Annotated in this window: 13 protein-coding genes; 2 read left to right on the top strand and 11 right to left on the bottom strand. The window is 58.9% G+C overall.

The window, feature by feature from the left end:
• On the top strand, window positions 1-1,751 hold a 1,751-nt coding region (locus ACYP2A_RS23270), incomplete at its 5' end, for a calcium-binding protein (RefSeq protein ID WP_459748293.1).
• A 98-nt stretch (window positions 1,752-1,849) separates the two neighbouring features.
• Here the strand turns inward: ACYP2A_RS23270 and ACYP2A_RS23265 are convergent.
• The 10 genes from ACYP2A_RS23265 to ACYP2A_RS23220 form a co-directional block, all read right to left on the bottom strand.
• A complete protein-coding gene (locus ACYP2A_RS23265) occupies window positions 1,850-4,765 on the bottom strand; it encodes a glycosyltransferase family 2 protein (protein WP_459748292.1) in 2,916 nt (971 codons plus the stop codon).
• A gap of 20 nt (window positions 4,766-4,785) precedes the next feature.
• Complete coding sequence (locus ACYP2A_RS23260) at window positions 4,786-8,364, bottom strand: glycosyltransferase (protein WP_459748291.1); 3,579 nt, start codon at window positions 8,362-8,364, stop codon at window positions 4,786-4,788.
• A gap of 81 nt (window positions 8,365-8,445) precedes the next feature.
• Window positions 8,446-10,035 (bottom strand): flagellar hook-associated protein 3, encoded by a 1,590-nt coding sequence (locus ACYP2A_RS23255; RefSeq protein ID WP_459748290.1) that lies wholly within the window; start codon window positions 10,033-10,035, stop codon window positions 8,446-8,448.
• A gap of 13 nt (window positions 10,036-10,048) precedes the next feature.
• The gene (gene flgK / locus ACYP2A_RS23250; RefSeq protein ID WP_459748289.1) at window positions 10,049-12,082 is read right to left on the bottom strand and encodes a flagellar hook-associated protein FlgK; all 2,034 of its coding nucleotides are present in this window, start codon (window positions 12,080-12,082) and stop codon (window positions 10,049-10,051) included.
• An 11-nt stretch (window positions 12,083-12,093) separates the two neighbouring features.
• Window positions 12,094-13,374: a flagellar assembly peptidoglycan hydrolase FlgJ gene (gene flgJ / locus ACYP2A_RS23245; RefSeq protein WP_459748288.1), complete on the bottom strand. Its 1,281-nt coding sequence runs from the start codon at window positions 13,372-13,374 to the stop codon at window positions 12,094-12,096.
• 10 nt (window positions 13,375-13,384) lie between these two features.
• Window positions 13,385-14,494 (bottom strand): flagellar basal body P-ring protein FlgI, encoded by a 1,110-nt coding sequence (locus ACYP2A_RS23240; protein ID WP_459748287.1) that lies wholly within the window; start codon window positions 14,492-14,494, stop codon window positions 13,385-13,387.
• Window positions 14,495-14,507: 13 nt separating this feature from the next.
• On the bottom strand, window positions 14,508-15,221 hold the full coding sequence (gene flgH / locus ACYP2A_RS23235) for a flagellar basal body L-ring protein FlgH (protein WP_459748286.1): 714 nt from the start codon (window positions 15,219-15,221) through the stop codon (window positions 14,508-14,510).
• A gap of 71 nt (window positions 15,222-15,292) precedes the next feature.
• Window positions 15,293-16,081, bottom strand: coding sequence for a flagellar basal-body rod protein FlgG (gene flgG / locus ACYP2A_RS23230; RefSeq protein WP_056838660.1), 789 nt, complete (start codon window positions 16,079-16,081; stop codon window positions 15,293-15,295).
• A 49-nt stretch (window positions 16,082-16,130) separates the two neighbouring features.
• Window positions 16,131-16,868: a flagellar basal body rod protein FlgF gene (locus ACYP2A_RS23225; RefSeq protein ID WP_459748285.1), complete on the bottom strand. Its 738-nt coding sequence runs from the start codon at window positions 16,866-16,868 to the stop codon at window positions 16,131-16,133.
• Complete coding sequence (locus ACYP2A_RS23220; protein ID WP_459748284.1) at window positions 16,841-17,131, bottom strand: hypothetical protein; 291 nt, start codon at window positions 17,129-17,131, stop codon at window positions 16,841-16,843. Before ACYP2A_RS23220 ends, ACYP2A_RS23225 begins: the two co-directional genes overlap by 28 nt.
• On the opposite strand from ACYP2A_RS23220, the gene ACYP2A_RS23215 reads away from it, so the two are divergent.
• On the top strand, window positions 17,130-17,333 hold the full coding sequence (locus tag ACYP2A_RS23215; RefSeq protein WP_459748283.1) for a hypothetical protein: 204 nt from the start codon (window positions 17,130-17,132) through the stop codon (window positions 17,331-17,333). The genes ACYP2A_RS23220 and ACYP2A_RS23215 overlap by 2 nt on opposite strands.
• An 11-nt stretch (window positions 17,334-17,344) precedes the next feature.
• On the opposite strand, the gene ACYP2A_RS23210 is transcribed toward ACYP2A_RS23215, so the two are convergent.
• On the bottom strand, window positions 17,345-19,084 hold the full coding sequence (locus tag ACYP2A_RS23210; protein WP_459748282.1) for a flagellar hook-basal body complex protein: 1,740 nt from the start codon (window positions 19,082-19,084) through the stop codon (window positions 17,345-17,347).
• Window positions 19,085-19,230 lie beyond the last annotated feature (146 nt).

Raw genomic sequence — 19,230 nt, 5'->3', positions numbered from 1 at the left:
TTGAAGCGATCAGTGGATCGAACTTTGCCGACACCTTCATCGGCAATGGCAGCGGCATTGATTTCGATGGCGGCGTCGGCGTGGATACGGTCGACTACTCAGCCTCAAAGGCCGGAGTCAACGTTGAAGTCCGCCTCGGGACTGGCGCCGTGGGTACGGGCGGGGATGCCGAAGGCACCACATTGACCAATATCGAGAGCGTCATCGGCTCGGCGTTCAATGACACTTTCACTTCTGGCCCGGATTCCCGAGCAACGCCGATCCGCTTTGAAGGTGGCGCTGGTAACGATATTTATTACATCAACAATGGTGCCACACCGACCATCATCGAGCAGGCCAATGGCGGCAACGATGAAGTCCGTGTCTCGGTGATCAACCCCAGCGGCACCATCCTGGCGGCAAACGTCGAGCGCCTGACTTACATCGGCGATAAAGCCTTCAGGGGCTATGGCAACGACAGCGACAACATCATCACCGGCGGCTCAGGCAATGACACCCTGTACGGTGGTGCGGGTGCCGATCAGTTCATCGGCGGGGACGGCTACGATACTGTCGGCTATCTCGACAGCGCAGTGGCCATGACCATCAACCTCAAGACCGGCGTACATTCCGGTATTGCAGCCGGTGACACCTATACAAGTATCGAAGCGGTCAGCGGATCGAATTTCAACGATACTTTCCATGCCGGTAGCTCGCCCATGGGCCTGAATGGCTTGAACGGCCAGGACCTGGTCACTTACAAGCAATCAACCAGCGCTGTGACCATCGACCTGACCACAGGCGTTAACGCGGGTGATGCAGCGGGCGACACATATACCGCCATCGAAATCTTCCAGGGCAGCAACTTCAACGACACGCTGTCGGGTTCGCGCCTGGTCGACATCTTCATCGGTGGTACTGGTGCAGATGTCATCGATGGCCGCGAAGGTCAGGACAGCGCCTGGTACATCACCAGTGCTGCCGGAGTCACCATCAACTTGCAGACCCAAGTCAATAAAGGGGGCGATGCCGAAGGCGATGTCCTGACCAACATTGAGCGCGTGGTCGGCAGTCACTTCAACGACACATTGACTGGAGACGCTGGTACCAACTATCTCGAAGGCGGGCTGGGCAACGACGTTATCAGTGGGGGCGACGGCAATGACTATCTTTATGGCGGGCTGACTTCGCAGATTGGTCCCTTCACGCTGGCGGGCCAGACCAATGGACCGCAGGCAGATGCGTTGTACGGTGGCAACGGCAACGACACCATCGTCACCGCTGCCAGCGACCAGGGAAGCCGGGCGTACGGTGAAGCCGGTGGTGACGTCATCACCGTGGCGAACGGCATGGCCGATGGCGGCGAAGGCAATGATCTGCTGACCGGTACGGGCCTGAACTTTTCACTGTTTGGCGGTGTGGGGGATGACAGGCTGGTATTGAAGTCCAGCGGCTCAGCCTATGGCGGTCAAGGCGATGATACCTACACCGTGGATACTGCGAAGCTGGTGACTATTCAGGATGACGGCACCAGTAATGGTGACAAGCTGATTCTGTCGTACATCAGCGGCAGTGAGCTGCGATTCACCCAAGCGGGTGATGACCTCTATCTGCATCGCTCAGACTTCGCGGCGGGAGAAACGCCGCAAGAAGGTGTGCGTCTGAAGGATTGGTATGCCGGTTACAACACCATCGAACAGATTCAGACAGCGGATGCACTGCTCATCACATTGACGGGCACTAACAGTGAAGCGTCTTTGATGTTCGGTTGATTGACTGTTTTAGACCGTTGAGTACGCAAGACAAGGGGATGTGCCCGTTAACGGACACATCCCCTTTTTGTAGCCATTGGCTTCAGCCAGCAATAGCTTTACGAAATATCACGGAGCGTGAAACCCGCCCCTTCCAGGGACAGATGGCGGTTATAAGCCGTGTCATGCTCAAAAGCCGCCGGCCACTTGCCGCGCAGCGCCTCAAACGCACCCGGCGACTGCACCACCGTTCCCGGATGCACCACCTGAACCTGAGGCGTCCACACAGTCAGGTAGCCCGCTTGAGCTGCCTTCAGACACAGGTCTACATCGGCAAAAGCCTCAGCAAAATCGACCTCATCCAATCCACCCAAGCCGTCGAACAGCGCTTTTTCGATCATTAAGCAGTTCATGGATACGGCCGAGTAATTCTGCTCGACCGTCAGGCGCTGCATATAACCTTCAGACTGCTTGGGCTCCCCCACAAACGCTGAGCCAATGCTGCCATTGAAACCAAGAATCAGACCCGCCTGCGTCACGCTGCCTTCGCGATCCACCAGCTTGGCGCCCACTACCCCGACTTCAGGGCGTTGAGCCTGGTTGAGCATGGACTCGATCCAGCCGACGTTGACGATCCCGCTTTGAGCATCCAGCAGTATCAGGTATTCGCCCTGTGCTTGCTGGCTGAGCTGGTTGTACATGGCCACAGCGCTCATGCGCTGATCGGCACGAAACACGCGAATCCGGCTGGAGAGTTGCTCTTGCTCGTCCAGCCAGGCCAGGAGCTCTGCAGAGCTGCTGTTGTTATCGCCGATCAACACCTCATAACGAGGGTATCGAGTACGCTGCAGAAGGTTATGAAGGCAGAACTGCAGGTCAGCCAGATTATCCTGGCTATGGACAAGAATCGAAACGACAGGACGGTGGGCATGACGGTAGTCAATTTTCCAGCCTCCGGACTGCAACGCTTCGACCTCGGCCTGATAACCACGAGCCCTGAGGTGACGGGTCAGGGTTTGACGCTCGTCATCGTTGTCGGCCAACTCTGGCGCCTGACAAATCACCACGGGCTCGCTCAAATGAGCCAGCCCTTCCATACCGCCCTGCTCGATCAAACGCAGCAGCACGTCGAACTCAAGTGCTCGCGGGTAATCACGTGAATACCCACCGGCCTTGACCAGCGCGGTACGCCTTACCAACCAGTGGCGCGCAACAAGTCCTGGCAACCCCACCAGCAAGTCGAGATTGAAGTCCGGGAACAATGCAGGCTTGAGTGTGCCATCGGCCTGACGGTGAATGGCATCAACGGCGACCGCACGGCAGTGATCGGCGCCCGCCAATTCGTCAGCAGCCAGTAACAAGCCAGATGCCGTGAATTGCTCCCCGGCCATGGCCAGCATCAACCAGTCACTGGTCGCTTGCTTGATTGTCTGGTTGATACGATCAATGTAGTTGCCGCTGGTCACCTTCACAAAATGCAAGGTGTGCTGCAAGGTCGTGGCAGCCGGCAATTCAGCCGTGGTGAATACAATCACCTTGAAATTACGGTAATGCCCATTGATCAGACTGTCGAAGGTGGCCTGTAGCTTGAAGATATCGCCATCCAGATCCAGCAGCAAAACACCGATTTGCGAGCCATCCGGTCGAGAGGCCTGTCGCGCCACCAACTGTTGCAGCGTGGCCGGTTCAGGAGTGCGTGAAGCCAGCCATTGAAGTACACGCCCGGACGGCAACTTATCGAGCAAGGAACCATTATCGTGGAAACTGACCGATTGCAACCGCTCGTTCCAGGCTGACAGCTGCTCGATCTGCTCCTGACGGTCCTCTTCAGACGTCAATGCGTCGCGCGGCTGTGTATTCAACTCCTGCACCAGCGTGCCCACAATCTCCGTATTGAAAGGATAGGTGGCATAGGCTTGCCACAGCCTGTCCAGCAAAGGCTCGGCATCCGGATTATTCTGCGGGCCTGACAATTCGACCTGTCGAAGCAGCGCGGCTTCCAGCTCTCTTATTTGCACATCGCCCGCCGGCAGGGCATGAATCAGAAACTCGACACACGCCAGCTCCTCAAAGAAACCCTGCGTATAAAATGGCATCTCCAGGAACTGCCGGGGCTCGAAGTTCGGCTCTCCCAGTTCCAGTGCCAGATTCCAGATTGAACTGACGATTTTTTCTCTGCTTTGCCTTGGGCTCGCTCTGAGACTCTCTGCCAGCACGCGCAGCCCTTCGTGAAGCGAGGCTTCATCAATGTCAGCCTTGTCGACCAGCGCTGCCGCCACGCAGGCGACCCAGGCATCACGTTTCGCCCGCGCTACCGGATCGTTATGCAGCAAAACGTCCTGCAAAGCTGCTGTGTCCCGGGCCAGCGCTTCAGGGGGCGTCAAGTGCAAGGCATAAGGAACGGCCAGAACGCGCACTCGGGCAGCACTGATCAAATACAGAATGTGGGCGATGTCCAGCATCTGATCGCTGCAATCGGCCGGTAGGGCATTGAACCAGTTTTGCAGGACTGGCGTACGGGTCACTGCATTGAGCAACGGTACGCTTTGCTCCATGAAACGTTCGACCCGCGCAACCCGATTTTCGGCGTCGTGATCGTCGAGCACCTTGCGGTCACGCAGGTAATACTCAACCCGATCAAGATGGGCTTCATAGGTCAGGCTGTAACCCTGGGCAGCACTGTAATCGGGATGGCTGTCGAGAAACTGCACGGCTTCGTTCAGTGCTTCAGGCAGCAACAAACTTTCTACATCAACCCATACCACGTAAGGCGTTACCACCGCATGCACCCCAGCGCCGATACGTGCAGCAAGGCTGGCCTCGCCCAGTGTCGGGTGATGCAGGTACTCGATATTACCCAGCGCTGCTATTTCAGTATCAGCGTGCGCCGAGGCATCGCACACCTTGATTGCTACACCCAGATCGCAATACCAGGCCAATGCGCGGCGCAGAAAATCCGGTTGCTCTTTGGTAGTCAATACCAGGGTCAGGCGCGGGTCCAGAGATGCAACTGCATTGCCATTATCGCTAAACATAAATTTTCCTATCGCCTAATTCAATCGGGCAACCAACCGCTGGCCCAATACTGCAAGTTTTCGCCGCGCAGCATGAAGTCTCGTAGCACGGTATCACGCAATTCATTGCCCATCCGGTAACTGGCTGCAGGATCGGACAAGTGCATGCGGATTGCGTCAAGCCACTCGCGTGAGCTGTTACTCACGACACGCGTTGCCGGCAGGTGCCCCTGATACGCCTTTGTATCGGAACAGATGACCGGATAACCACACGCCCCATACTCCAGTAATCGCAGGTTGCTTTTACAATCATTGAAGATGTGAAGTTCCAGGGGTGCCAACGCCAGATCCAGATTCAAGCTGGCCAGCTTGGCGGGATAGCTATCAAGACTGACTGCTTTATGAAACTCGTGAATATAGGGTCGCAGCAGTTCCGGGCACATGCCAAAGAATACCCACTCGACCTCATCGGCCAGTTCGCGAACGACATCGACAATCAGTTCCAGATCACCGCGATGGCTGGTGCCACCGCCCCAGCCAATTCTTGGTTTGGTCGAAGAGCGGCGCACACTCTTGAGGTTATTCCAGAGGTGCGGGGCCAGCATATTGGGTACTACCCGAATATCGTGGTGCATGCTCGATAACGCATCGGCCAGGGGCTGGGTCGACACCACCAGCCGGTCGCACATGCCAATGCCTCTGCGCAGCACGCTTTCCATGTTTTCCGGCATGCTGCGTCGGTGCTCGTTCTTTTCCGGCACATTGACGATGTAATCATCCAGTTCAAAGATGCGCATGGCATTGGAGCACACTTTGACCTGTTCAATCTCAAGCAGCCTGATTTCGCTGTAACGCCCTTGAATCACAATGACATCAGGTTTCTGCAATTCAACTTCGGCGATTGAGGGCATTTCATAGTTCACCCTCCCCACAATGCGCCCGGCCGCCTCAAGCTCAGCCATTGGCTGGCTGAGCCGGTAATGTCCGACGGCACCGGAGTTCACCGCCATGCCCAGGATAGAAGGCAGATGCTGAGTACAAAAAGGATTCCAGCCGCTGCGCAGGCCCGGCTTGAGCTGCCAGGACTGGGCTTCGGTCTGCATAAGGTTCTGGTTGTAAGCCGGATCGCGCGCAAATTCAGGTAGCCACTTCAGGCACAGAGCCGTCTGCGCATTGAGCAACTGCCTTTGGCGCTCAGGCGATCGCGTATCGGGGCTGGCCTCGTCCAGTACAATCCGGGTGACCGGATCCCAGACCACCAGGTAGCCTTGCCGGCCTGCACGCAAGCACACATCAAGATCGTTGAGCCCCTGGACAAACGTCGTTTCATCTTGCGGCCCAAGCTCATTCAACACGTCCTTGCGCACCATCAGGCAATGACCGCTTAAAACCGTCCAGTTTTGGACGGTCTTGAGACGCTGCATGTAACCGCTTGAGGACGGTGAAGCATGCAGCGAAGGCCTGCCAGCAAACCCCTCCATCCCGAATACCCTGCCGGCATACTCGATTCTGTCTTGTGAATCGAGAATCATCGGCCCCACAACACCGACTTCAGGGCGTTGCGCATGATTGAGCAAGCCTTCAATCCAGTTGCCGTTGCGAACGCGCGTATGCACGCCCAGAAACAGCAAGTAGTCGCCTCGCGCTTCTTGCGTGGCCAGATTCCAGGCCCCGGCCTCGTTATCTGCATCAACCGTGCTGACGATCCGCAGCTTGTCAGAGTTCATCGAGCCCATCGCGGCGAGCCAGGCAAGCGTCTGCTGACCCTGGCTGCCATGGTTGACGATCAACACTTCGTAATAGGGATAAGTCGTCGTGCTGAGCAGGCTATCGAGGCAGCGTTCCAAGGCATCGAGATGATCGCGCACGATGATCACAATCGTGACCAGCGGCTGGGTGCCGTGCTGGTACTCGATCCGGTTGAGCAACCGCCCATCATCATGATGAATGACGTGGCGCACACCCATACGCTGTAAATGCCCGGTCGTCAGGGCCTCGCTTGAATCCGTGACGGCAGGCAATGCCAGCCAGTCAGCGAATGCCAGACTGGATTCGACCAAAACTTCGGGAATATGCTCGACAGCCTGCAGGCCTGCACTTTCGACAATCCGCCAGATCACATCCTGGGGTGCCAATTCGCCGTACGCCGGATCGAAACCACCGATTTCCAGAACCCCGTGACGCTCAAAGGCCAGAGCACGCCCGACATAAGGGTAGCTGCGCATCAGGTCCAGGTTAAAGTCTGGCTTGAAGACCGGATCTTGAGAGACGTCTTCGTGCAAGCCCCCTTCGTCACTGTATACGCACTTGAGTCCCTGCATTTGAGCCACTCGCTCAGCCAGGATCAACAGCGCAGGCTCGGTCAGCCGGTCACCGGCACGTAGCAGATAGATCCAGTCAGCGTGTTCAAGCAGAAGCAGCACGTCATTGAGTTGTTGAGCCAGGTTTTGCTGCAAGGGAATATGCAGAACCTGAGCCTGCATCGGAACAGACTCACCGCTCAGTACGACGATAGACTCAGGCGCATAGTCCTGTTTGTCGAGACTGGTGAGGGTGATGTCCAGAAGGCCCGGATCGCCTGCAAAGTCCACGATGACCGGAACGATTCTGGGACGGGTGCGCCACGAAGCAATACGTTGCGGCAAGAGTTTTTTCTGAGCGGGCGTATAGGTTCGGCAAGCCAGCCATTGCGCATACAGTTCGGCATAACTTTGAGCATAAGCGCCTACCCTGTTACGCATAATGCCCTGGCGCGTGGCCGCCAGCGCATAAAGGCCTACATCATCCCATTCACGTGGTTCAACATGGGCGCTGTGCAAAGGTACAAACCGTGTCCAGCCAAGCAACGACTCGGTTTTTTCCTCGCGCATTTCCAGCATCTGCCGCAGCCAGCCATTTTCAACCTGAGCGGCATTGGTTGCCTTGGCGCTGCGGCTCAAACGATCCGGGTGCAACCGCTCTCTCAACGCTATTGAGTGCAGCGCAACAAGGTGGGTACGCCTCAGCAAGCAGATGAACAGGGAAAAATCCAGGAGTGCCATAAACCCTTGGCCGTCCTGAACAAGCTGCGGGAGATATTCCAGAACATCGTCCCTGCGCATCAAGGCTGCACTGAACCCGCCCAGGTCATTGGACAAAAGCTTATCGAACTCAGCCAGCAGATCGACGCCATTGAACAGTGCGTCGTAAGGCACCAGCCCTGCATTCTCCATCCGCCCAGGCAAGACATAGTCATTGGCGTCAACAAAGTCACGACGCGACACGACCAGCCCGACATCCGCGTTCTCAAGCAGCGCCTGAGCCTGCTGGGCTACGCAGAAGGGGTAGAGCTGATCGTCGTCGCAGAGAAACTTGATGTATTCCCCGCCCGCCTCTTCAAGACATTTAAGTACGTTGCCCTGAAACCCCAGGCGCTGGGCGTTGGCAACATAACGCGCACGCGCATTGCCCTCCGGGACAAGCTCGTCAAAAATGGTCTTGATCTCGCCGGTCTGGCAATCGTCGCAAACGATGATTTCCAGCGGCGCATAAGATTGATCAAGAGCACTTTGCAAGGCGGCCCGAAAGAACCGGGGATTGAGAGCGGGAATAACAAGACTAACGAGAGGAGCTGATTTCACAGTGCGGACTCATGGGCTACGGGAGTCAGCAAGCGACTCCCTTGCTACCAAAAAACGGCTGGAACATCTAAAGATCGGGCGTTAAATCTGGCTGAACAGATTCAGCTTGGAGGCCTGGATAAACACCTGCTGAGAAGCTTGCAGCATGTTCTGTTGCAAGGTCAAACGGGTAGCCGCTTCAACACCATCGGACTTGGTAAACGTTTCCGACTCAGTGACGTTATTGCCCTTGATCATGTCGTTGGTCACGCCTTGCTCGATGGCAGCCTTCTGCCGCGCACCGCCGGCCGAGATGGCAGTAGACAATTGCTCTGTGCCGCTGTTGAGGTTGCCCAGTGCCGAATTGAGCGAAGCCTGAAGCTTTTGCAGGCCTACCGCATCACCATCGACCTTGGTATCCAGTGCCGTGATGATGTCCGTCAGGGTATTGAGAATGTTCTTGGTCTGATGGGTGCTGGACTCGATGATGAACTGATCACCCTCCACCGGCGTACCGCTGATGGTGAAGTTGGCACCCGCGGCACTGATCGTCGGGCCAAAACCACTGCCGGTGGCGACCGGTGGATTGCCATTGCTCACCGGCGACGCATACAACTCATAACCGCTATCGGTGAACTTGAGGATCGCCCCCCCCGTAGGGAAAGCGTTGTTGTACAGGGTCTGAGCAGCGGCCGTAGTCCCCACTGCCGCCTGGGTGATAGTCGCCGAGGAGGTGTTGCCAGGACTGCGGGTGGCGCTGATGCTGCTGGGCGTGGACGCCAGTTGATAAGTACGATTGGCCAGGGCAGTTTCAGCCGCATCGGCGCTGGCTTTCTCGGTCGCCGACAGGTTGACGTTCATGGTCAGATCCACACCGCGAAAGGTAAAGGTCTGACTGGCCGAGCTGGCGTAATCGAACTTGCCAGCGGTGGAAGCATCGGCCGTCACATCGTTACCGCTGCGATCCCTGATCAGAATCTGCGGGCCGTCGACAAACGACAGGGTATACGGCTGGCCGGCAACGTAACTGGCATTGTAGGTACTTGTAGACGACACTTTGCCGCTGGACAGGTTGACCTTGTTGTCATCCACAGCCGGCTGGGTCTGCGTTACTGAAGTACGCGTGGTGTTGACTGCTTGCTCAAAGGCTTCCCAACCGGTGGTGATACTGTTGAGCACCAAGCCGTCGCCCACTGCCAGTGCCACACCGTTCTGGTCGCCCTGATAGCTGTAGGTGCCATCGGAGTTGCGAATATACGGCGGCTGCGCCGAGTCGGAACCGGAGAACAAGTAGCGGCCGTTGGCGTCCTGACTGTTCATCAGGCCCATGATCTGGCTTTGCAGCTGCTTCAGTTCCTGAGAGTTGGCCAGCCGGTCGGAGTCGGTCTGACCGCCGTTGCCGGAACTGATCACCAGCTCATTGGCTCGGGTCAGCGCCGTAATGATGCTTTCCATCGCCGTTTCGGTGTTGGCGGTGTTGTTATTAACAATCGTGATGTTATTCGCGTACTGCTCAAGCATCGCGTTCTGCTGGGCCAATTGCAGCACACGCGCTGCGCCCACCGGATCATCACTCGCGGTATTGAGCTTGGTTTCGCTGCTGACCTCTTCGCCGGTCTTGACGTACTTGGCGTAGTTACGCTGGTAGTTGGCTGCTGAGGTTTCGTAAATCTGGCCGGTGGAAATGCGCATGGTTTACGACTCCTTAAAGACTGTTGATCAGCGTGCTGAACATGGTCTGCGCCGCCTTGATGATTTGTGACGAGGCCGTGTAGTACTGCTGGTACTTGATCAGGTTGGCGGCTTCTTCATCGAGCGATACGCCAGACACCGAATCGCGTGCCGATTTGGACTGGGCCAGTACGGCCTCGGTGGCGGTGACATCGCTTTTGCCCTGGCTGGCATAGGTGCCGACACTGGACACGATGCTGGCGTAGGACTGGGTCATGCTGACGCCGACGCTGCCGTTGCTGACACCCACGGTGCGCTCGGTCTGCAGCTCCATCACGGCAGCCGCGTTGCGGTTGTCCGAAGACCCGGCGCCGGTCAGGCTGATGCTGAAAGTGTCGTTGGCGTTCGAGGTGCCGGACAGGCTCATTTCGAACTGGAACGAGCTGGACCCTGTGCCCACGTTAAATTTCAGCGTGTTGGTCTGGCCCTGAACAACCGTGCCGGTGATGGCGTTGCCGTTGGGGTCGTTGACCGCTGTACCCTGCGCGTTCACCAGTCTGTAGCTCTGCACGCCGCCGCTGACCGTGCCCATGACCAGGCGCATCGGCGTGGCATCCTTGATGCCGTTCTGCAGGTTGCTCAGTGCAGTGGCGTCATAAATATCAGGCGTGGTGGTCAACACCGGCTGGGTAAAGCCACCGGTGCCGCTGTTACTGACACCGGCCGCGGCGGTCAGGGGAGCGGCAGCCGCAATGTCTTGCGGGTCGGTCATGACCACCGAGATGCCCGAGGCGCCGTTGCGCGTCGGCGTGACCTTGAAGGTATCGCCGGCCGACATCGCACCACCCAGACGCGACAAAGAGAAACCTTCGAAGCTGGGGGCCGGGTTGTCGGTCAGGTTGCCGGTGCCCACGCTTTCGCCATTGGGCAGGCGGCGCACGGTGTAGGCGCTGTCGCTGGTGAAGGTGACTTCGTAATCGCTGGTCGACAGCACGCTGGTGTCGGTGATGGTGACATTCAGGTTGCCGGAGCCTGCGCTGTTGCCGGTCTGGCCGAGGCTGCGCTGGCCGATGGCAGCGGTCGAGTTGATGTCGCTGAACAGCGCGCTGCCGAAGTTGCCCTTCAGGTCGATACCCTGAGCCAGTTGGGTGTTGACCTGATCGGCCAGCACCAGGCCGATGCGGCCCAGTTCATTGCCTGCTGGCTGCAAGACGTCGGAGCGATAACGCAGCAAGCCGCCGATGGCGCCGCCGGTGACCACATTCGACACATCGGTCGAGCTGTTGCCATAGGTGACTTGCAAGGTGTACTGCGACGGATCGTTGGCGCCCGGTACTGCGCTCATCTTGAACGATGAGCCACCGACTACCAGCGACTGGCCGCTGCCGGTGTACACGTCGTAGCCGCCGTTGTTCTCGACCACTTTGACGCCGACCAGCTCATTGAGCTTGCGCACCGCTTCGTTGCGCGAGTCGAGCAAGCTGTTGGGCGAGGTATTGGCACCGGAGGCCTGGGCGATCTGCTTGTTGAGGCTGGCAATCGTGGTCGTCAACTCGTTGACGCCGTCGGTGTAACTGCTCAGCTGAATATTCAGGTTGTCGTTCTGGGTGCTCAACTGACCGGCGATGGAGTTCATCCGCGCAGCCAGCGAGGAGGCCTGGGTCAGGAACGCGGTACGCTCGGCCGACTGGGTCGCATTACCCGACATGGTCTGCAACTTGGTGAAAAACGAAGACAACTGCGCGGTCACACCGGTGCTGCTGTCGGACAGCAGGGTGTCGGTGCGACTGGCCTGGTTCGAATAAGCGGCGGCATCGGCCGACAACGCCGTGCTGGTGTGCAATTGGGTTTCCAGGTAGCTGTTGTAGATGCGACGAACATCCTGCAACGTGGTGCCGGTACCGATGTAACCGATCCCGTTACCGGCGCTGATCTGCACCGCCGCTGTCGTTCGTACCTGTTGGCGCGAGTAGCCGTCGGTATCGATGTTGGCGGTGTTGTTGCCAATGGTGTTGATCGCGGCGGTGCTGGCATTCAGCCCTGAGAGCCCAATATTAATCAGCGACATGGTTCAAGCCTTTATAAAGTCGTGGAAGAGCCCGTCACGGCGGCGTAGTTCTGGTAACTCTTCATCTGCTTAGCAATCTGGGTAATCTTGCTGGCGTAGTCCGGGTCCGTGGCATACCCGGCCTTTTGCAGCTCTTTTACAAACTGTTCCGGTTTATCGGCCGAGTTGATCACTTCTTTATAGCGACTGTTGTTCTGCAACAGGCTGACCAGATCGTGGAAGCTGTCGGCGTAGGATTCGTAGGCACGGAAGTCCGCCGTTTCCTTGACCATCTTGCCTTCGCGGAACTCGCTGGTGATCGCGCGTGCCTCGGCGCCCTTCCAGCTACCCATGGCCTTGATGCCGAACAGGTTGTGGCTGCTGCTGCCATCGCCCTGGCGCATGATCGACTTGCCCCAACCAGTTTCCAGCGCCGCCTGGGCGACCAGCATGACCGGGTCGACACCGATGCGCGCGGCGGCCTCTTTGGCCAGCGGCAGCATGGTTTCGACGAACTGGTCGGCATTGCTGAACGCGCGCTTGGCCGGGGCCAGCGGTGGCTGGGCCACGGTGCGGGTGTACTCGACCGTCGGTGTTGCCAGACTCGGGTCCAGCGTCCAGTCACCATTACCGCGTGCGATCAACTCTTTATTGCTGCCGGACGCCGTGGCACCCGGCACATTGATACGGTGGTTAGCCTGATCCTGAGCAGTGGCGGCCGACGGCACGATACCGGCCAACAGCCGGTCAGTGAGCTTGCCAGGCAGCGACAGGCGGCGCGTGTTGAGCATGGACATGTCGTTGCGGGCCTGGCCTGCGGCGCTGGTAGCCGCTGCTGCCTGCGCCGACGTCGAACGGCTGGCCCACAATGGCTGCTGATAGATGCCAGTGGCCAGCCCAGGACGCGTGGCAGCCTTGTCGGCGCCAGCCTCTTTAGCCGCAGGATCGGTCGCCGCCGTTTGGGCAGCCGGCGCATGATTGATGCCCTTGTCCTTGGACAACTGGCGCATCAGCACGTCTTGCAGGCCGATACCGTTACCGCGTGTCGACAGGGTCACGGCCAGCTGCTGGTCGTACATTTCCTGAAACTGACGGGTCTCGGACGAGTTCAACGGATTGTCCTTGGCCAACACTTCGTTGGCCGAACGCATGGCCTTGAGCATCTGGCTGACGAACAGCGACTCGAACTCGCGGGCAACCTTCTTGAGGTTTTCCGGGCTGTCCTTGTCGCCACCCTTCAAAGAAGCCAGACGATTGACGTCGGTGTAAGCACCCGAATCAACCGTGCCAGACGTGCTCTTGGGCATATCCATGAACGCCTCCTTAAATCACGATCAGGTCGGCCTGCAGGGCGCCGGCCTGTTTCAGGGCTTCAAGAATGGCCATCAGGTCGCCGGGGGCAGCGCCCACCTGGTTCACTGCGCGCACGATCTCGTCCAGCGTGGTGCCGGGGCCGAATTTGAACATCGGCTTCAGTTCTTGCTGCGCATTGAGCCTGGAGCGCGGCACAACGGCGGTCTGGCCGTTGGACAGAGGACCTGGCTGGCTGACGATCGGGTCTTCGGTAATGGTCACGGTCAGGCTGCCATGGGTCACCGCTGCTGGCGAAACCTTGACGTTCTGGCCAATCACGATGGTGCCGGTACGCGAATTAATGATCACCTTGGCGGCGGTCTGACCCGGATCGATTTCCAGGTTTTCCAGAATCGACAGGTAGTCGACACGCTGACCCGGATCGAGTGGCGCAGTCACGCGCACCGAGCCGCCGTCCAGCGCCTGGGCTACGCCAGGGCCGAGCAGGTCGTTGATCTTGTCGACCACGCGCTTGGCGGTGGTGAAGTCGGAACGGTTGAGGTTCAGGGTCAGCGAGTTGCCCTGGTTGAAACCGCTCGGCACCGAACGTTCTACGGTGGCGCCACCAGGAATGCGACCGGACGACGGAACGTTGACGGTGATTTTCGAGCCATCGCGGCCTTCGGCATCGAAGCCGCCCACTACCAGGTTGCCTTGCGCCACGGCATAGACGTTGCCGTCGATACCCTTGAGCGGGGTCATCAGCAGGCTGCCACCGCGCAGGCTCTTGGAGTTACCGATCGACGAAACGGTGATATCCACTTGCTGGCCAGGCTTGGCGAACGGTGGCAGGTCGGCATAGATCGCCACCGCCGCAACGTTTTTCAGCTGCACGGTGCCGGAACCTGCCGGCACCTTGATGCCGAACTGCGCCAGCATGTTGTTGAAGGTCTGCAGGGTGAACGGTGTCTGGGTGGTCTGGTCACCGGTGCCGTTAAGGCCCACGACCAGGCCGTAGCCGATCAACTGGTTGGTCCGCACGCCGGAAATACTGGCGATGTCTTTCAGGCGCTCGGCATGGGCAGCCAACGGTGCGCAAACCAGCAGAACGGCGGTAATCAGTTTATTGAGCGTGCGCATGGCTATCCCGCGATCAGAAAGGGAACAACGGGCTGAGGAAGAACCGATCGAACCAGCCTGGCTGGCTGGTATCGGCAAATGCCCCAGTACCTGAATAGGTGATACGCGCATCCGCTACGCGAGTCGACGACACGGTGTTGTCGGTAGCAATGTCATCGGCGCGAATCAGCCCGGCAATACGCACCAGCTCATTGCCGGTGTTGAGCGTCATCCATTTCTCGCCACGCACCGACAGAATGCCGTTGGGTAGCACATCGGCGACGGTCACGGTCACCGAACCGGTCAGGCTGTTGCTCTGCGCTGCCTTGCTGTCGCCTTCGTTGGCGCGAGAGCCGTTGTAGCCGGCACTCAGGCTCAGGTCATTGCTGCCGATCGGGTTATTGGTGGTCAGGCTGGAACCGAACAACGAGGTCAGGCCGACACTGGTGTTGCTTTTCTTGGTCATGTCGGAGCTGGCCGCCTTGCTGGCCGCCATGCGCTCGGACAGGGTGATGGTGATGATGTCACCGACCCGGAATGCCTTGCGGTCGCCATACAGGTTTTGCTCGAAGCCGGCCTGGTAGATGGCGCCATTGTTGGCCGCCGCCGACATCGGCGTGCGTGGCAACACCGGAGCGTAATAAGGGTCATCGGGCTTGGCTGCGGGGGCCACGCAACCTGTCAACAGGGCAGCGGCGCACAACGGAGCGATCAGCACGGGAAAACGCAAAGCGGAGAAGCGCTTCATGACTCTTGAAACCTCGCGGTGTAGCTGGCGCCGGACAGACGCCATGTCGGATTGAGCTGATCCATCAGGGCTTAAAGGGTTTGCACCAGGTTCTGCATCATCTGGTCGGCAGAAGAAATCACCTTGGAGTTCATTTCGTAGGCACGTTGAGTGGTGATCATGTTGACCAGTTCTTCAACGGTGCTGACGTTGGAGTTTTCCAGGGTGTTCTGCAACACCGGGCCCAGACCGTTAAGGCCTGGCTGGCCGACTTGCGGCGCGCCGCTGGAGGCGGTTTCCAGGAACAGGTTGCCGCCCATGGCTTGCAGGCCGGCCGGGTTGATGAAGTCAGTGGTCTGAATGTTGCCGATCACCTGCGGCGTGGCGGTAGCGCCTGCCAGGGTTACGGTAACCGTACCGTCCTGACCGACCGTGAAGGTCTGGGCGTTTTGCGGCACGACCACCGCAGGCTCCAGGGCGAAACCGTTGGAGGTCACGATCTGGCCGGTGCTGTCGAGGTGAAAAGTACCGTCGCGGGTGTAGGCGATGGTGCCGTCAGGCTGCATGACCTGAAAGAAGCCACGACCGTTGACCGCCAGGTCCAGCGGGTTTTCGGTGGTCTGCAGGCTGCCGGCCACGAAGCTTTTCTGGGTGCCGACGATGCGCACACCGGTACCCAGTTGCAGGCCCGAAGGCAACTCGCTGTCCTGGGTCGACTGGGCGCCTGGCTGACGCTTGATCTGATAGAGCAAGTCCTGGAACTCGGCACGGTCGCGCTTGAAGCCGGTGGTCGAAACGTTGGCCAGGTTGTTGGAGATGGTCGTCAGGTTGGTGTCCTGAGCGGCCAGACCAGTCTTGGCGACGTAGAGAGCAGGAAGCATAGGGTTTCTCCTCAAGCGCCGGTTTGTCGGCGCAGGCTGTCAATAGGGATCAGATCTGCAAGACGCGAGCCATTGCTTCATCGCCTTCTTCGGCGGTCTTCATCATTTTCACGTGCAGCTCGAATTGCCGGGACAAGGCCAGAATCGAGGTCATTTCCTCGACCGCATTGACGTTGCTGGCCTGCAAAAAGCCTGACTCGACCCGCACGTTGGCGTCCACGGCAGCCGGCTGCCCGCTCTTGGTGTGGATCAGGCCATCAGGGCCTTTTTCCATGGTTTTCAGATCCGGGTTGACCAGCTTGATGCGGTCGATCTGCGCCATCACCTGCGGGCTTTCACCCAGCGCACGGACACTGATGGTGCCGTCAGAGCCGATTTCGATCTGCTGCTGGGGCGGCACGGCAATCGGACCACCGTTGCCCATGACCGGCAAACCGCTGGCGTCGCGCAGAATGCCCAGCGCGTCGATGTTCATACCGGAAGTGCGGGTATAGGCTTCACCGCCGTCAGGGGTTTGCACGGCAATAAAGCCATCGCCATTGACCGAGATATCCAGGTCGCGCCCGGTCTCGATCAGGGTGCCGCTGGAAAAGTCGGTGCCGGGACGCTCGGTCAAGGCATACGCCCGCGAAGGCAGCGCCTCACCAAACACCGGCATCGAACGGGCCTGCTCGAAATCGCGCAAGAAACCATTGGTCGATACGTTTGCCAGGTTGTTGGCACGCGCCTTTTGCGCAACGGCGTTTTCCGAAGCACCGGTCATCGCCACGTAAAGCAACTTGTCCACAGTCTTCCTCCTCTGACAGACGTTTGCCGCCTGTAGCTGTTCTGCCAATCCCTGAGCAATTTTCGGACCAGTTTTTCAAAACCGATACAAAGCAGCCATTCGCCAGCAATGACAGGCACCTGCCGCTCAAAGCCATTGCCATGTGTGCGGCAAAGCGGCGACGAACTGCCGCCCTGCGCCAAAAAACTTACCCAGCGGTGCTTGGAGAATGCCATGCAGGCGTTTATCGTGATGGCACTTGCCTGACCACCGGAGGCCAGCATGCAAACACCCATCCGCTGGCGCCACGTCGTTACCGGCCTGCTGGCCACCAGCCTGATCAGTTGCGCCCTGCTCACCCAGGCGGCACCGGCACGCTATTACAAATGGCAAGGTAACGACCGCGTGGTCTGCGCCCAGACCAGCCCGGGGCACGGCTGGACACGCCTGAACGGCTTTTACGTCAAGGCCGACTGCTCGATTTGACCGCCTGCGCCTTACGTCGACTGAATCAGCGTTTGCAACAGCGTTGCCTCGGTCGCAATGACTTTGGAATTACCCTGAAACGCCGACTGCGCCTGGACCAGCTCCACCAATTCCGAGGTCAGGTCGACGTTCGACGCTTCCAGCGATTGCGCGACAAGACTGCCCACTCCGCCCTGCCCCGGCGCCTGGTAATCGGCGATACCGGAGGCATGGGTCTGGCGCCAGCGGGTTTCGCTTTGCGGTGTCAGCCCTTGTTCATTACTGAAACGCGCCAGCATCACCTGCCCGATCGAGCGGTACAGGCCATTGCTGAATGAAGCCTGCAACACGCCATCGCGCCCGACACCGATCCCGGTCAGGCTGCCCGGCGCATGCCCGTCGACATGCACCGAGCTGCGCGCGGTGTCGGCGTTGTGCTGGCTAAGGCGATCAATCTGGATACACAGGCCACCGGGGTGCGCGGTCGCGCCATTGGGTGCCCACAGCGTATCGTTGCGACGCGGCTGCCAGGCCGGCAGCCAGCCGTGCACCACCAGCGCATCGCCATCCAGCTCAAGCCCCGGACTGCCGACCACACTGCTCAACGCGCCGTTGCCATCGAACAACAGGCTGGCGGTCAACGGCTCGGTGCTTTGCGGATCGATCGGGTTACGGTCATTGACCAGTACATGCATTTTCCAGCTGTTGGTGCCGTCCTTGACGAAGTACTGGCGCAGGTCATGGACATTGCCCAGCGAGTCATGCACCGCACTGGAGAACATCTTGCTGTAGGCCCCGACGTCGGTGGGCCGAAACTCTGGCAGCGGGCGCTCCATCAGCAGGTCGGCCTCATCGATCAGGCTCTGCGTACCGTCGAGCAGCGGCAAAGACACCTTGCCGCCATTGCCGGCCGGGCTGGCAACCCATTGCCCATTGACCTGCACGCCTGGCTTCCACTGACCGAGTGCAAACTCCGTGTCGGACACCTTGCTGACCTGCTGACTGCCGCCGGCCAATACCGCACTGCCGTCACTGTGCCGACGCACTGCCCATTGCAACGGCGCACTGGCGGTCGGATCCAGCGGGTTGCGTCCGTCGACGGTGACATACACATCCCAGCGGTCAGCATCGGTCTTGACGAAATACTGTTTGAGTTCATGATCGGCCGGCGCCTGCCCAGCAGCCCCCTGATCCTGAATCGTACGGGTCACGACGCGGGTGTAGGTACTCGGGTCATTGGCATCGAACGCCCGCAACGCCGCCAGCGAAGGCATGCCCGCGCCCAGATTCACGGTTTGCTTGAGCTCACTGCTGGGCGTGGGCTGCATGATCGAGGTGTCGATCTTCAGATCGCTGCGCACGCCATTGATGAGGGCGCCCTGAGCGTCCGCACCATAGCCCTGCAAGCGATTACCGTCGCTGTCGACGACAAAGTCCTCGGCATCCTTGTGAAAAGCGCCGGCGCGGGTGTACGCCAGCGAACCGCGCTCACTGACCACAAAAAAACCATTGCCCTGAATGCGCATGTCCAGTGGTGCACCGGCACTGCTCATGGCTACACCGGAATTGAAGTTCTGCGAGATATTGGCCAATCGCACGCCATCACCCACCGCATTGGAGCCACCACCCAATTGCGCCGACGAATACAAGGCCGAGAACTCTGCCCGCGAAGACTTGAAGCCAACCGTGCCGACGTTGGCAATGTTGTTACCGGCCACTTCGAGACGCTTGTGGGCCGCGCGCAGACCACTCATGGCAACATTGAAGGTCATGGAAACTCCTGAGCCGCTTGGCGCGGCCATTCATTGAGAGACTTGAAGTCTCGCAGCAACGAAAGTGGGAATTTCCACAGTTCAAAGTAGGAATGATCCGGTGTATTTCAATACACGAGCCACGTCACAAACCGTTATCGAGGCCC

The sequence above is a fragment of the Pseudomonas sp. 3A(2025) genome (genome assembly GCF_054589175.1).
The sequence above is the reverse complement of the archived record's forward strand: the minus strand, read 5'-3'. Positions and strand labels throughout refer to the sequence as shown.

Excerpts from the sequence above, each read along its gene's own strand:
- ACYP2A_RS23220 (WP_459748284.1), bottom strand. The coding sequence starts at position 17,131 with ATGCTGGCCTCCGGTGGTCAGGCAAGTGCCATCACGATAAACGCCTGC.
- ACYP2A_RS23255 (WP_459748290.1), bottom strand. The coding sequence starts at position 10,035 with ATGCGCATTTCCACCGGCCAGATTTACGAAACCTCAGCAGCCAACTAC.
- ACYP2A_RS23265 (WP_459748292.1), bottom strand. The coding sequence starts at position 4,765 with ATGTTTAGCGATAATGGCAATGCAGTTGCATCTCTGGACCCGCGCCTG.
- flgH (WP_459748286.1), bottom strand. The coding sequence starts at position 15,221 with ATGAAGCGCTTCTCCGCTTTGCGTTTTCCCGTGCTGATCGCTCCGTTG.
- flgJ (WP_459748288.1), bottom strand. The coding sequence starts at position 13,374 with ATGGATATGCCCAAGAGCACGTCTGGCACGGTTGATTCGGGTGCTTAC.
- flgK (WP_459748289.1), bottom strand. The coding sequence starts at position 12,082 with ATGTCGCTGATTAATATTGGGCTCTCAGGGCTGAATGCCAGCACCGCC.
- flgG (WP_056838660.1), bottom strand. The coding sequence starts at position 16,081 with ATGCTTCCTGCTCTCTACGTCGCCAAGACTGGTCTGGCCGCTCAGGAC.
- ACYP2A_RS23240 (WP_459748287.1), bottom strand. The coding sequence starts at position 14,494 with ATGCGCACGCTCAATAAACTGATTACCGCCGTTCTGCTGGTTTGCGCA.
- ACYP2A_RS23210 (WP_459748282.1), bottom strand. The coding sequence starts at position 19,084 with ATGACCTTCAATGTTGCCATGAGTGGTCTGCGCGCGGCCCACAAGCGT.
- ACYP2A_RS23215 (WP_459748283.1), top strand. The coding sequence starts at position 17,130 with ATGCAAACACCCATCCGCTGGCGCCACGTCGTTACCGGCCTGCTGGCC.